This is a genomic window from Kribbella sp. NPDC006257 (assembly GCF_040613535.1).
GTDB lineage: Bacteria > Actinomycetota > Actinomycetes > Propionibacteriales > Kribbellaceae > Kribbella.
Genome location: NZ_JBEXSJ010000043.1, coordinates 22,018 through 35,140, shown reverse-complemented (window position 1 = coordinate 35,140; position 13,123 = coordinate 22,018). Strand labels below are relative to the sequence as shown.

General features: G+C 67.6%; 14 protein-coding genes and 2 tRNA genes. 3 read left to right on the top strand and 13 right to left on the bottom strand.

Features of this window, described 5'->3' with window-relative positions:
- Positions 1 to 2: 2 nt before the first annotated feature.
- The 3 genes from ABZ004_RS35105 to ABZ004_RS35095 are packed head-to-tail and all read right to left on the bottom strand — an operon-like array spanning position 3 to position 2,905.
- A complete protein-coding gene (locus ABZ004_RS35105; protein WP_355685815.1) occupies positions 3 to 1,100 on the bottom strand; it encodes a Gfo/Idh/MocA family oxidoreductase in 1,098 nt (365 codons plus the stop codon).
- A 60-nt stretch (positions 1,101 to 1,160) separates the two neighbouring features.
- Positions 1,161 to 2,165, bottom strand: a complete 1,005-nt coding sequence (locus ABZ004_RS35100) for an NAD(P)H-dependent glycerol-3-phosphate dehydrogenase (protein WP_355685813.1) — start codon at positions 2,163 to 2,165, stop codon at positions 1,161 to 1,163.
- Positions 2,162 to 2,905: a lysophospholipid acyltransferase family protein gene (locus ABZ004_RS35095; protein WP_355685811.1), complete on the bottom strand. Its 744-nt coding sequence runs from the start codon at positions 2,903 to 2,905 to the stop codon at positions 2,162 to 2,164. Before ABZ004_RS35095 ends, ABZ004_RS35100 begins: the two co-directional genes overlap by 4 nt.
- 72 nt (positions 2,906 to 2,977) lie before the next feature.
- Here ABZ004_RS35095 and cofC point away from each other — a divergent pair, with 72 nt between their 5' ends.
- Together cofC and ABZ004_RS35085 are read left to right on the top strand one after the other, a co-directional pair.
- A complete protein-coding gene (cofC, locus tag ABZ004_RS35090) occupies positions 2,978 to 3,649 on the top strand; it encodes a 2-phospho-L-lactate guanylyltransferase (protein ID WP_355685809.1) in 672 nt (223 codons plus the stop codon).
- 15 nt (positions 3,650 to 3,664) lie between these two features.
- Positions 3,665 to 3,868: a hypothetical protein gene (locus ABZ004_RS35085; protein WP_355685808.1), complete on the top strand. Its 204-nt coding sequence runs from the start codon at positions 3,665 to 3,667 to the stop codon at positions 3,866 to 3,868.
- A 76-nt stretch (positions 3,869 to 3,944) separates the two neighbouring features.
- On the opposite strand, the gene ABZ004_RS35080 is transcribed toward ABZ004_RS35085, so the two are convergent.
- From ABZ004_RS35080 to leuC, 5 genes are all read right to left on the bottom strand, one after another.
- Complete coding sequence (locus ABZ004_RS35080) at positions 3,945 to 4,526, bottom strand: HU family DNA-binding protein (protein WP_355685807.1); 582 nt, start codon at positions 4,524 to 4,526, stop codon at positions 3,945 to 3,947.
- Positions 4,527 to 4,739: 213 nt separating this feature from the next.
- Positions 4,740 to 4,925, bottom strand: coding sequence for a hypothetical protein (locus ABZ004_RS35075; RefSeq protein ID WP_355685805.1), 186 nt, complete (start codon positions 4,923 to 4,925; stop codon positions 4,740 to 4,742).
- A gap of 60 nt (positions 4,926 to 4,985) precedes the next feature.
- Entirely contained in the window at positions 4,986 to 6,152 is a 1,167-nt protein-coding gene (gene corA, locus ABZ004_RS35070) for a magnesium/cobalt transporter CorA (RefSeq protein WP_355685804.1), read from the bottom strand.
- Positions 6,153 to 6,519: 367 nt separating this feature from the next.
- Complete coding sequence (gene leuD, locus ABZ004_RS35065; protein ID WP_355685802.1) at positions 6,520 to 7,119, bottom strand: 3-isopropylmalate dehydratase small subunit; 600 nt, start codon at positions 7,117 to 7,119, stop codon at positions 6,520 to 6,522.
- A 13-nt stretch (positions 7,120 to 7,132) separates the two neighbouring features.
- Entirely contained in the window at positions 7,133 to 8,557 is a 1,425-nt protein-coding gene (gene leuC / locus ABZ004_RS35060) for a 3-isopropylmalate dehydratase large subunit (protein ID WP_355685801.1), read from the bottom strand.
- 110 nt (positions 8,558 to 8,667) lie between these two features.
- On the opposite strand from leuC, the gene ABZ004_RS35055 reads away from it, so the two are divergent.
- Positions 8,668 to 9,387, top strand: coding sequence for an IclR family transcriptional regulator (locus tag ABZ004_RS35055; RefSeq protein WP_012922430.1), 720 nt, complete (start codon positions 8,668 to 8,670; stop codon positions 9,385 to 9,387).
- A 100-nt stretch (positions 9,388 to 9,487) separates the two neighbouring features.
- Here the strand turns inward: ABZ004_RS35055 and ABZ004_RS35050 are convergent.
- The 5 genes from ABZ004_RS35050 to ABZ004_RS35030 form a co-directional block, all read right to left on the bottom strand.
- Positions 9,488 to 9,563, bottom strand: a tRNA-Glu gene (locus ABZ004_RS35050).
- An 81-nt stretch (positions 9,564 to 9,644) separates the two neighbouring features.
- Positions 9,645 to 9,716 (bottom strand) — tRNA-Gln (locus ABZ004_RS35045).
- Between the two features lie 116 nt (positions 9,717 to 9,832).
- Entirely contained in the window at positions 9,833 to 10,786 is a 954-nt protein-coding gene (locus ABZ004_RS35040; RefSeq protein WP_355685799.1) for a CPBP family intramembrane glutamic endopeptidase, read from the bottom strand.
- Between the two features lie 4 nt (positions 10,787 to 10,790).
- Entirely contained in the window at positions 10,791 to 12,341 is a 1,551-nt protein-coding gene (gltX, locus tag ABZ004_RS35035; RefSeq protein ID WP_355685797.1) for a glutamate--tRNA ligase, read from the bottom strand.
- Positions 12,334 to 13,122: a fumarylacetoacetate hydrolase family protein gene (locus ABZ004_RS35030; protein WP_355685795.1), complete on the bottom strand. Its 789-nt coding sequence runs from the start codon at positions 13,120 to 13,122 to the stop codon at positions 12,334 to 12,336. Before ABZ004_RS35030 ends, gltX begins: the two co-directional genes overlap by 8 nt.
- Position 13,123 lies beyond the last annotated feature (1 nt).

The following is a 13,123-nucleotide window of genomic DNA, read 5'->3' as shown; positions in this document are numbered from 1 at the left end:
CCTCAGTGTTCGACGGTGGTCCAGGCGCCATCGGCGGCGGCGGACCGGAGTACGGCATCGACGAGATGGGCGGACCGGGCACCGGCCGCGAAGTCCGGCAGGCCGTCCGGAAGGTCGCCGTCCGCCGCAGCCGCATAGCTGTCCGCGACGAACGAGTCGAAGGCGTCCTGGTAGCCCTGGGCGTGCCCGGCCGGCAACCGGTTCACCCGGGCAGCGGGTGGGCTCAGCGTCTCGGGATCGCGGGTCAGCAGTTCGCTGGCGACCCGGCGGCCGACCCACAGCCGGTCCGGGTCCTCCTGGTCGAACCCGAAGCTCGACTCGGTCCCCGAGACTTCGAGGTACAGGCGGTTCTTGCGACCGGCCGCGACCTGGCTGACGACGACCGTGCCGACCACACCCGCCTCTGTCCGGAACTGCGCCGTCGCAAGGTCTTCAGTCCGTACGGCGACGCCGCCGCGGGTAGCCCGGATCGTCCGGGTCTGCGCACTGATCGCGGCGATCCGGTCACCGGTGACGAACTCGGTCAGGTCACACCAGTGCGAACCGATGTCGGCGAAGGTCCGTGAGGGGCCGCCCGCTTGGTCGTCCACCCGCCAGTTGTCGTCATCCGCTTCGGCCAGCCAATCCTGCAAATAGCTTCCGTGCAGCGAGGTGATCTGCCCGGCGTCACCAGCAGCGACTCTGGTCCGCAGCTCGCGAACCATCGGGTGGTAGCGGTACACGAACGGAACCGTGCCGACCCGGCCGGCCTCCTCGGCTGCAGCGAGCAACCCTGTGGCGTCCTTGGCGGAGGTGGCCAGTGGCTTCTCACAGATGACGTGCTTGCCCGCGTCGAGGGCTTGCAGGGCGACCTGGAGATGGGTGTTGTTCGGCGTACAGACGTGGATCAGATCGACGTCGGCCTTGAGCAGGTCGTCCAGGGTGTCGAAGCCCTGCTCGGCGCCGGTAGCCTCCGCAGCGGCCGCAGCACGGTCCGGCGACGAGCCGACAGCGCCGACCACCTGAGCTCCCGCGACCAAGGCTGAGCGCCCGTGCACGCGTCCCATGAAGCCGCCACCGACGATCCCGACCCGGAGTCTCTTGCGCGCAGAGGTGGACATGACCACGACGCTATCCTGGCCGGGAAAACGCGTGCCACCCACCTCTCAACAGGTGGGCGATCACCCCCAGCGTTCGGATTTCGCCGATCGGGAGACCAGGCTGAAGAGCATGTCCTTCGGGGTCATCTCGCCGGCCACCACCTTGGTGACGTGTTCGACGATCGGCATCTCGACGTCGTGCCGGTGGGCCAGCTCGGTGATCGACGCACAGGATTTGACGCCCTCGGCAACCTGCCGGGTCGCGCCCGCGATCTCGGCGACCGTCATCCCCTGACCCAACTTCTCCCCGAAGGTCCGGTTCCGCGACAACGGCGATGAGCAGGTCGCCACCAGGTCACCAAGACCGGCCAGGCCGGAGAAGGTGTGCTCGTCCGCGCCGAGCGCACTGCCGAGCCGTGCTGTTTCGACCAGGCCGCGGGTGATCACCGAAGCGCGGGCGTTGTCGCCGAAGCCGAGACCGACGGCCATCCCGACCGCCAGCGCGATCACGTTCTTGGTCGCACCACCGAGCTCGCAGCCGACCACGTCGTTGTTCGTGTACGGGCGGAACGTCGGCGAATGGCAGAGCTTCTGCAGCCGGGCGGCCGTTCCCTCGTCGGCACAAGCCACGACGGCAGCAGCCGGTTGGCCTTCGGCGATCTCGCGGGCCAGGTTCGGACCCGACACCACCGCGATCCGTTCCGGGCCGGCGCCGGTGAGTTCGGCGATCACCTCGCTCATCCGCTTCGTCGTACCGACCTCGACGCCCTTCATCAGGCTGACCAGCGGTACGGCGGACGGCAGCACGTCGGCCCAGTCCTTCAGGTTGTCCCGCAGCGACTGGCTCGGCACGGCGAGCACGATCGCCTCGGCACCTTCGGCGGCGGCAGCAGGGTCATGGGTTGCGGTGATGGCGTCCGGGAGGACCAGGCCGGGGAGGTAGTCCGGGTTCTCATGCCCGCTGTTGATCGCCTCGCACAAGGATTCCCGGCGAGCCCACAGCGACACCTGGTTCCCGGCCTGCGCAAGCACCGTGGCGAAGGCGGTCCCCCACGAGCCGGCGCCGAACACCGCAACTTTGGTCATCGAGTCTCCTTGTTCTTGCGGGGGTCGAACAACTCTTTGGGCGGGGTCTCACCGCGGATCACGCCGAGTTCGGCGGCTACCCGCCGCATGATCACTTCGGTTGCCTCGTGCAACAGCTCGTTGGTGATCGGCTTGCCCTGGAACGCGCTCAGGTCGACCGGCTCGCCGGCCGTCACCCGCATCAGCTTGCGTGGCAGCAGCCGGACCTTCAGGCTGCCGTACGACGCGAAGACCTCCTGCGCACCCCAGTTGGCGATCGGGATCACCGGGCAGCCGGTCATCAACGCGATCCGGGCCGCACCGGTCTTGCCGGTCATCGGCCACAGCTCCGGGTCGCGGGTGATGGTGCCCTCGGGATAGACGCCGACGCATTCGCCCTTCTCCACCGCGGCAACCGCCGCACGGAACGCGTCCGCAGCCTCGGCCGAGTCGCGGTAGACCGGGATCTGGCCGGCACTGGTGATGATCCGGCCGGCGATCGGCAGCTTGAACAACGACGCCTTGCCGAGCAGCCGCGGGATCCGCCGGCACTCCCAGATGAACATCCCGACCACGAACGGGTCGAAATGCGAGATGTGGTTCGTCACGAACACCACGCCACCGGTGCGCGGCACGTTGTGCATGCCCCGGAAGTCCCGCTTCGTCCAGGTCAGCATGAACGGTTTGACGATGGCGACCACCAGGCCGAACCAGAAACCGCGGCGCGGCCGGGGTCCCTCGGTGATCCGCGGGCCGTTCACTTCAGCCTCCTGGCCGTCACTTCAGCCTCCTGGTCGTCGTGGGTGCCGTCGGTCATGGGAGAATCCTGCCTGATGTCAGACGTACAGGTCGCGTCCTGGATCCTCGTGATCCCGGTGAAGCGTACGGCGATCGCGAAGAGCCGGCTCGCTGCTGCCTACCCACAGCACCGTCCGGAGCTCGCCCACGCCTTCGCGGTCGACACTACTGCGGCTGCACTCGACTCTCCCCTGGTGTACGCGGTCCTGGTCGTCACGGATGATCCTGTGGTCTCCGCTGACGTCACGGCGATCGGAGCGCACGTCGTACCGGATCTGCCTGGTGTGGGGCTCAACGGGGCGCTGGAGCATGGTGCGGCGGTTGCTGCCGCGCAGTACCCAGGGATGGGCGTTGCGGCGTTGTCTGCAGACCTGCCTGCGCTACGGACGGCTGAGCTGTCTGCCGTGCTGGCCGCTTGCACTGCGGATCGCAGCTTCGTCATAGACGAGCCAGGAACCGGTACGACGATGCTTGCCGCCGGCCCTGGTATTCCACTCGACCCGCGCTTCGGCGTCGGCTCCGCACTCGCCCACCAGACCTCTGGGGCTTTGCCGATCGCCCTGACATCTATCGACTCGGTACGCCGGGACGTCGACACCGCAGCCGATCTAGCCCACGCAGTACAACTAGGTGTCGGGCCTGCAACCGCCGACGTCATGTCCTTGGTTCTAGGCGCCGCAACAGGCTCCGAAGGACTGGCTTGCTGAGCTAACGTAGCCGGCATGCAAGGAACTGTGAGTCGCTACGACGCCGAGACTGCTTCCGGTGCAGTGCTGACCGACACGGGAATCGAGCTGCCCTTTACCGTGCACGCCGTCGCCAACACCCCGGTCCGGTTCTTCCGGCCAGGCCAACGCGTCCGCCTGGAGACCACAGGTTCCGGCGCCGACCTCACCATCACCACGGTCCACTTCATCACTCTCTAGACAACAGCGAAGGCTGGACAACAGCGAAGGCCGGTCGCCCCGGGTGGGGTGACCGGCCTTCGCGGGTGTTGCTGGGTCAGCGTGCAGCTGCGCGCTTCGCCGGAGCCTTCTTGGCGGGGGCCTTCTTGGCCGGCGCCTTCTTGGCTACGACTGCCTTCTTGGCCGGAGCCTTCTTGGCGACGGCCTTGGTGGCCGGAGCCTTCTTGGCCGGGGCCTTCTTGGCAACCGTCTTGGTGGCGGGTGCCTTCTTGGCCGGAGCCTTCTTGGCGGCGGCGGCCGTCTTGGTCGCGGCGGCCTTGACCGGCGCGGCCTTCTTGGCGGGAGCGGCAGCCTTGGTGGCGGCGGCCGGCTTCGGCGCAACCAGCTTCGGCAGCTTCTTCGCACCGGAGACAACGGCCTTCAGCTCCGCACCTGCGCGGAACTTCGGAACCACCGTCTTCTTGGCCCGCTTGACCTCACCGGTCCGCGGGTTGCGGACCATCCGGGCCCCGCGCTCGATGGCCTCGAAGGCCCCGAACCCGGTGATGGCAACCTTGCCGCCCTTCTTGGTCAGCTCGCGCTGGACGGTGTCGATCACCGACTCCAGGGCGTGCTGGGCCGAACGGCGATTTCCGTCGAAGTGCACTGCGAGCGCTTCGACCAACTGGCTCTTGTTCACTGTCTTCCCTCCGTGAACTCCTGCGTCGAGCACAGCGCTCGATCTTCCGTGAACGTTATGGACTCTGCACGCTCTGCACAAACACCAACGCGGCAATTCGGCCTTGTTTCAGGCGATTTGGGCCACTTTTCTTCCCGAACGGCCTCTCAGAGCCTTCTGAATCCCTTCAGAGCAACGAACCGGCGACCATCGGTGACGTGTCCCGGCGGGCTTTCAGCGCCGCTTTCCGCGCAGGGTGCGGATCCCGGACTGGGCGGTGTCGAGCCCTCTGGTGACAGCGGATTCGCCCTTCCGCGCCCGCAGTTCGGCACTCACCTTGCCCAGCAGCCACTCCAGCAAGGGCACCGCGATCGCCAGCACGACCCACATGATCAGTCGTCGCCGTAGGAACAACCACATAGTCTTCCGCCTCCTAGATCTGTTGGCGGAAGACTAGTGCCCTGCCTGCAAACACAGGATCTACAACCAGCCGCGGCGCTTGAAGATCAGGTGCAGACCACCACAGACCAAGGCCATCATCCCGACCGCGAACGGGTAGCCGAACTGCCAGTGCAGCTCCGGCATCTTGTCGAAATTCATCCCGTAGACGGTGCCGATCAAGGTCGGTGCGAACAGGATCGCCGCCCAGGCAGAGATCCGCTTCACCTCTTCGTTCTGTGCGTTGCTGGCGACGGTGAGGGACTTCATCTCCTCGTTCTGCTGCTGGGCGACCAATGTCGCGTTCACCGTCAGGATGTCGCGGAGCAGTTCGCGGAACGCGTCCACCCGCTCCACCACCTGGGTGACGTGGTCGGCGACGTCGCGCAGCGAACGCTGCAGTTCCTCGTCCACCTTGTACTTGTCGAAGCCGGCCCGCAGCGAGTCGAGCATCCCGATCAACGGCCGGGTCGCGCGCTGGAACTCGATCACCTCGCGGGACAACTCGTAGATGCGCCGCGACACCTTCGGATCGCCGCGGAACACCTCGGTCTCGATCTCGTCGATGTCGTTCTCGAGCCCGGCGACCACCGGTGCGTAGCCGTCGACGACCTTGTCCATGATCGCGTAGAGAACAGCCTCGGTCCCGCGCCGCAGCAGCTCCGGATCGCGTTCGACGCGACGCCGTACGGCGGCCAGGTTCGGCGCCTCGGCATGCCGGACCGTCACCACGAAGTCCGGGCCGACGAACAGGTGCACCTCGCCGAACTCGACCTCCTCGGTCGCGTCCCGGTAGCGAGCGGCCTTCAGTACGACGAACAGCGTGTCGCCGTACCGCTCCAGCTTCGGCCGCTGATGGGCCTGGATGGCGTCCTCGATCGCCAGCTCGTGCAGGTCGAACTCCTTGGCCAGCGAGTTCAGTTCGCGGCGATCCGGCCGGTACAGGCCGATCCAGGCCAGGCTGTGCGGCGACTCGTGCAGTTCCTGGTAGGTGTCTGCCAACGATTCCGGCGAGGCGACCCGGCTGCCGTTGCAGTAGATCGCACTGTCCACCACGCTGTGCCCCTTGGGCTTGGGGCCCTGCGGGGTGGCCGGCTTCTGCTCCAGCTGGGCCGGCTCGGCGACGCCGGCGGCGTACCGGCGCGCGGCGGCGCGAAGCGAAGGGGTGCGGCTGAAGGCGCGGAGGGTACGGATGCGCAGGTCGGACATGGTGAGTCCTCCAAGGAGAGCAAAGCGGAAGTGACGGGGCGTCGTCTGCCCGACCTCCGCGGCTCTGTTTGCCGCGCACCACAGCACACCCCAAGCGATCGCGCCGGGGGTGACTGACCTGGAAGAGGACCTAGTGCCTCAAGGCCGAGCGAGATCGGTATGTCTGGAGGGTTCGCTGCTCATGGCGCCCCACCTCCAAAATCTCGCAAGCCTTGTTCTGACAACTCCGCAAGGGTAACACCGGAGTTATCGGCCCAAGTGTGCGATTCGTTACGCCGAAGTTTCCACTGCCCGTCTGATGGGTAGCACCGCGCAACCAAAAAGGCAGCCGTAGCCAGGGAGTCTGGCCACGGCTGCCCCTGAGGTCTTATGCCTTTGCGGGAAGTGTTGCCGGCTTGAAGGCAGGACGGGTGGCCTCGTACGCCGTGATGTCGGCCTCGTGGGACAAGGTGATGCCGACGTCGTCGAGCCCGTTGAGCAACCGGTAGCGCGTGTAGTCGTCGATCTCGAACGGAGCCGAGACGTCACCGGCGGAGATCGTCTTGTTCTCCAGGTCGACCGTCACCTTGGTGCCCGGGTCGGTCTCGATCGCGGTCCACAGCTGCTCCACGACCTCCTGCTCGACGAGCGCCGCGAGCAATCCAGCCTTGCCGGAGTTGCCGCGGAAGATGTCGCCGAACCGCGACGACACGACGACCCGGAAACCGAAGTCCATCAGGGCCCAGACCGCGTGCTCCCGCGACGATCCGGTGCCGAAGTCGGGGCCGGCGACCAGCACCGAGACGCCTTCGTACTCCGGCTGGTTGAGCACGAACGCCGGATCGTTGCGCCAGGCAGCGAACAGCCCGTCCTCGAACCCGGTGCGGGTGACCCGCTTCAGGTAGACCGCCGGGATGATCTGGTCGGTGTCGACATTGCTGCGCCGCAGCGGGGCCGCGGTGCCGATGTGCTGGGTGAAGGCTTCCATGATTCCTTTGTCCTCAGACGTTCTCGGGTACGGCGACGGGCTCCAGATCCGCGGGCGCGGCAAGGGTCCCGGTCACGGCGGTGGCGGCGGCAACCAACGGCGAGACCAGGTGCGTCCGGCCGCCCTTGCCCTGGCGTCCTTCGAAGTTGCGGTTCGAGGTCGACGCACTGCGCTCACCCGGCGCCAGCGTGTCCGGGTTCATCCCCAGGCACATCGAGCAGCCCGCGCCACGCCATTCCGCCCCGGCGTCCTTGAAGATCCGGTCCAGACCTTCGGACTCGGCCTGCAGGCGCACCCGGCCGGACCCCGGTACGACGAGCATCCGGGTGCCCTCGGCAACCTTCCGGCCGGCCAGTACGCCGGCGGCGGCGCGGAGATCCTCGATCCGGCCGTTGGTGCACGACCCCAGGAAGACGGTGTCCACCTTGACCTCGCGGAGCGGCGTACCGGCGGTCAGGCCCATGTACTCCAGGGCGCGCTCGGCCGCGATCTTGTCGTTTTCGTTGTCGAAGTCGTCCGGCGACGGGACGTTCGCGGACAGCGGCACGCCCTGGCCCGGGTTGGTTCCCCAGGTGACGAACGGCGCGACCTCCTCGGCCCGCAGCACGACCTCCTTGTCGAAGGTCGCGTCGTCGTCGGTGACGAGGCTCTTCCAGTACTCGACCGCGGCTTCCCAGTCGACGCCCTGCGGCGCGTGCGGCTTGTCCTTCAGGTAGGCGAAGGTCGTCTCGTCCGGCGCGATCATGCCGGCCTTGGCGCCCCACTCGATCGACATGTTGCAGATCGTCATCCGGGCTTCCATCGTCAGCGCGCGGATCGCCTCGCCGCGGTACTCGACGATGTAACCCTGGCCGCCGCCGGTGCCGACCTGCGCGATCAGCGAAAGCACCAGGTCCTTGGCGGAGACGCCGTCGGGCAGTACGCCGTCGACGGTGACCGCCATCGTCTTCGGGCGGGCCTGCATCAGGGTCTGGGTGGCGAGGACGTGCTCGACCTCGCTGGTTCCGATGCCGAAGGCAATCGCACCGAACGCGCCATGTGTCGAGGTGTGGCTGTCACCGCAGACCACGGTCATCCCGGGCTGGGTCAGGCCGAGCTGCGGGCCGATCACGTGCACCACGCCCTGGTCGGGATCGCCGAGGGTGTGGATCCGGATGCCGAACTCTTTGGCGTTCTTGCGCAGGGTGTCGACCTGGGTCCGGGAGACCGGGTCGGCGATCGGCTTGTCGACGTCGAAGGTCGGAACGTTGTGGTCCTCGGTGGCGATCGTCAGATCCGGGCGGCGGACCTTGCGATCGGCCAGCCGCAGACCGTCGAAGGCCTGTGGGCTGGTCACCTCGTGCACCAGGTGGAGGTCGATGTAGAGGAGGTCGGGCTCTCCGTCGGCATGGCGCACAACATGCGCGTCCCAGACCTTTTCCGACAGCGTCCTACCCATCAGACTTCTCCTTAGCGGTTTGCTGGTTGTGTGCCACAACTGTCACAGTGCTCCGGCGATGGCCTGTTCTGCGACTTGCGTTCCACGATTCGAGACGGCAATATCGTCTCATGGACAACTCTAGCGGAGTCGGCGTTCTCGACAAAGCAGCTCTCGTTCTGTCCGCCCTCGAGTCCGGACCGGCGACCCTGGCCGGACTCGTCGCGGCCACGGGACTGGCCCGGCCCACGGCTCACCGGCTGGCGGTCGCGCTCGAACACCACCGGCTGGTGGGACGCGACATGCAGGGACGGTTCGTGCTCGGGCCGCGACTCAGCGAGTTGGCCTCCGCGGCCGGTGAGGACCGGCTGCTGGCGACCGCCGGTCCGGTACTGGCGCGACTGCGCGACATCACCGGCGAATCGGCGCAGCTGTTCCGGCGCCAGGGCGAGTACCGCGTCTGTGTCGCGGCCGCCGAGCGCCCGTCCGGTCTGCGCGACACCGTGCCGGTCGGCAGCCAGCTGACGATGGCGGCCGGGTCCGCCGCTCAAATACTGCTTGCCTGGGAAGACCCGGAGCGGATGCACCGCGGCCTCCACAACGCGACCTTCAACGCGGCAGCACTGGCCGGCGTACGGCGCCGCGGCTGGGCCCACTCCGTCGGCGAACGCGAACAAGGCGTCGCCTCGGTCTCGGCTCCCGTCCGCTCCCCCTCCGGCAAGGTGATCGCCGCCGTCTCGGTCTCCGGCCCGATCGAACGCCTCTCCCGCCAGCCCGGCCGGATGCACGCCCCCGCCGTCATGGCCGCCGCCGAACGCCTCTCCGAAGCCCTCCGCCGAGCTTCTGAGTAACCCCCGCACTACAAACAGCCCGCCGCTTCCCGCGGCGGGCTGTTGCAATTGTTCGGGGAAACAACAGCGCCTCTCACCTGGTGGTGAGAGGCGCTTTCTCTGGTAGCCCCGACGGGATTCGAACCCGCGCTACCGCCTTGAGAGGGCGGCGTGCTAGGCCGCTACACAACGGGGCCAGAGGGTTGTCACTCGGTCTTTTCGGACCGGGCAACGAGGAAGAACTCTACCGATTTTCACCGGTCGGGTCCAATCGCTCGCTGGGGTACTAGGACTCGAACCTAGACTAACTGAACCAGAATCAGACGGGCTGCCAATTACCCCATACCCCAAAGGCATTTCACCGAGTTGAGAGTCCGTTTCCGCCCTCACAACCTGGCCCGCTGAGCCTACCCGAGCAAGGCGCCAGACACCAAAACGGGGTCGGCCGCAGCGGCTGTCACTCCCGTCACACCAGCCTCGTTCCCGGTGCGGCCGGTGGTGAGACGAGCGGCAGGTCGCAGGTTGTCTGCAGCTTCAACCGACGCGCCAGCAGCACCGCCACGACGCCGAACGCGACGAACTTCGCGACGTCGAGCACGACCAGCGACCAGGGCGCGTCCTTGGCTCCCAGACTGTCGCCGACGCTGTCGGTCAATGCCGCATAGATGAACGTCACCACGTTGTTCGCCGCATGCGCCGCGATCGACGCCTCCAACCCACCGGTCCGTACGACGAGCAGGCCGGCCACCACGCCGAACGCGAACCGGTCGAGGAACAACGCCGGGCTCTGCCAAGGCCAGATCCCGTGCGCCATCGTGAAGATCACCGCGGTCACCAGCACCGACACCCAAGGGTTCCGCGTCAACGCACCGACGGTCTGCATCAGATAGCCACGGAAGAAGTACTCCTCCCCCGCGGCTTGCAACGACGAGGTCAGCAACGTCACCGCGATCACCCCGACGGCGTCCTTCGCGACCCCGCTGTGCCCGGAGTTCAGCACCTCCACGCCCCCGAACTCGACGGCCGCCAGTGCCACGAGCTCCAGCACAACGGCCGCCAGCGCGAACCAGGCCAACGGCTGCCACCGAAGCCGGCCCTCCACCGAGGACAGCAGCCCCGGCGTCTGCTTGTTCAGCTTGGTCGCGACCAGCATGCAGAGCGGGATCAGCACGATCAGCGACAGGTTCGTCGCAAGCAGCCCGAGCCAGGAGACCGTCCCCGCAGGATCCTTCCGGATCGACTGCTGGATGCTCAGGATGATCAGCGAGGCACACATCCAGCCGGCCAGTACGGCGAACGCCCCGACCAGCACGGTCCACGACTCGGTGACCTGGTTCCGGAGCAGCCGGTGGTACGGCTGGGGCCCCGCGTCCCGGGTATCGGCGAGCGACCCGGGACGCGGCGTCACGTCGTACGGCATCAGTTCAGTCCGAGGCGACCGCAGCCTGGGCCGCGGCGATCCGGCTGAGCGAACGGTCCCGGCCGAGCAGCTCGAGCGACTCGAACAGCGGCGGCGAGATCCGGCGCCCGGAGATCGCCACCCGGACCGGGCCGAACGCGTTCTTCGGCTTCAGCCCGAGCCCTTCGATCAGCGAGGCCCGCAGCGCCGCCTCGATCGCCTCGGTGGTCCAGTCGGACACGTCCGCGAGCGCCTTCGACGTGGCCTCCAGTACGGCGCCGGCGTCGCCGGTCAGCACCTTCGCGGCCGCGTCCGGGTCGATCGAGAACGCCGACTCGTCGACGAACAGGAAGCCGAGCATGTCCGGCGCCTCGGAGAACGTGTTCATCCGCTCCTGCACGAACGGCACCGCGGCGTTCAGCAACGCGAGCTGCTCCGCCGACGGCTCGACCGGCAGCACCCCGGCCTTCACCAGGAACGGCACCGCACGCCCAGCCCAGTCGGCCGGCTCGAGCAGCCGCATGTGCGAGGCGTTGATCGCCTCGCACTTCTTCGGGTCGAACCGGGCCGAGTTCGAGTTCACCTTGCGGATGTCGAAGGCCTCGACCATCTCGGCCATGCTGAACACGTCGCGGTCCTCCGCGATCGACCAGCCGAGCAGGGCCAGGTAGTTCAGCAGCCCCTCGGGCAGGAAGCCGCGGTCGAGGTACTCACCGAGGCCGGATCCCGCGTCCCGCTTGGACAGCCGCTTGTTGCCCTCGCCCATCACGAACGGCAGGTGCCCGAACCGCGGCGTCCGGCCGGCGCCGACGCCGATCTCGGCCAGCGCCTCGTAGAGCGCGATCTGGCGGGGCGTCGACGGCAGCAGGTCCTCGCCACGGAGTACGTGAGTGATCTCCATCAGCGCGTCGTCGACCGGGTTCACCAGCGGGTAGAGCGGGTAGCCGTTCGCCCGGACCAGGACGTAGTCGCCCAGGTTCTCCGGCAGGAAGGTGATCTCGCCACGGACCAGGTCGTCGAACGTGATCGGATGGTCCGGCATCCGCAGCCGTACGACGGGACGCCGGCCCTCGTCGAGGTAGGCCTGCACCTGCTCCGGCGTCAGCGCCCGGCAGTGTCCGTCGTACCCACTGTGCTGCCCGGCGGTGCGAGCCGCTTCGCGTCGCTGGTCGAGCTCCTCCTGCGAGCAGTAGCAGTGGTACGCCTTGCCCGCGGCGAGCAGCTTCGCCACCACATCGGCGTACAGGTCCATCCGCTCGGACTGCAGGTACGGCCCGAACTCGCCGCCGACCTCGGGGCCCTCGTCCCAGTTCAGGCCGAGCCAACGCAGTGAGTCCAGCGTGTACTGCAACGCTTCCGGGGTGTTCCGGGACTTGTCGGTGTCCTCGATCCGCAGGACGAGCTTGCCGCCGTAGTGCCGGGCGAAGGCCCAGTTGAACAGTGCGCTGCGGATGTTGCCGACCGTCAGCAGCCCGGTGGGCGACGGTGGGAAACGGACCCGCACCTGCTCGGGCTTCAAGCCGCCGAGAACATCGCCGTCGTCGTCAAAGGAAGCAGCGGCAGGCTTGTCAGTCACGCACGATCACCTTGTTCGTCAGAGTTCCGAGTCCTTCGATGCTGACCGCGACCTCGTCGCCGGGCAGCATCGGGCCGACCCCCGCAGGGGTGCCGGTGAGCACCACGTCACCAGGAAGCAACGTGGTGAACGAGGTGATGTAGGCCAGCACCTCGGGGATGTCGAAGATGAACTGCGAGGTCCGGCCGTCCTGCTTCGGCTCGCCGTTCACCGTGGTGGTGACGCGCAGGTCGGCCACGTCCAGCTCGGTGCTGATCCACGGGCCGAGCGGGCAGAACGTGTCGTACCCCTTGGCGCGGGCCCACTGGCCGTCGCTCTTCTGCAGGTCGCGCGCGGTCACGTCGTTGGCGATCGTGTAGCCGAAGATCACCTCGTGCACGCGCTCCTTGGGCAGGTCGCGGCAGATCCGGCCGATCACGATCGCCAGCTCGCCCTCGAAGTGCAGGTCGTTGGTCTGCTCGGGGTAGACGATGCCGTCCCGCGGGCCGATCACGCTGGTGTTCGGCTTGAGGAAGATCAGCGGCTCCTTCGGCACCTCGTTGCCGAGTTCGGCCGCGTGCGCGGCGTAGTTGCGCCCGACACCGACCACCTTGCTCCGCGGGATCACCGGGGCGAGCAGCCGGACGTCCGCCAGTTGCAGTTGTTCGCCGGTGAACTGGACGGGCCGGTAGAGCGGGTCCGAGTCGAGGACGGCGACAGTGCCGACGAGCCCCTCGGGGTCATCGGTCTCGACGATGCCGTACTTCGGCTCGTCGTCGACGGAGAATCTGGCGATACGCACG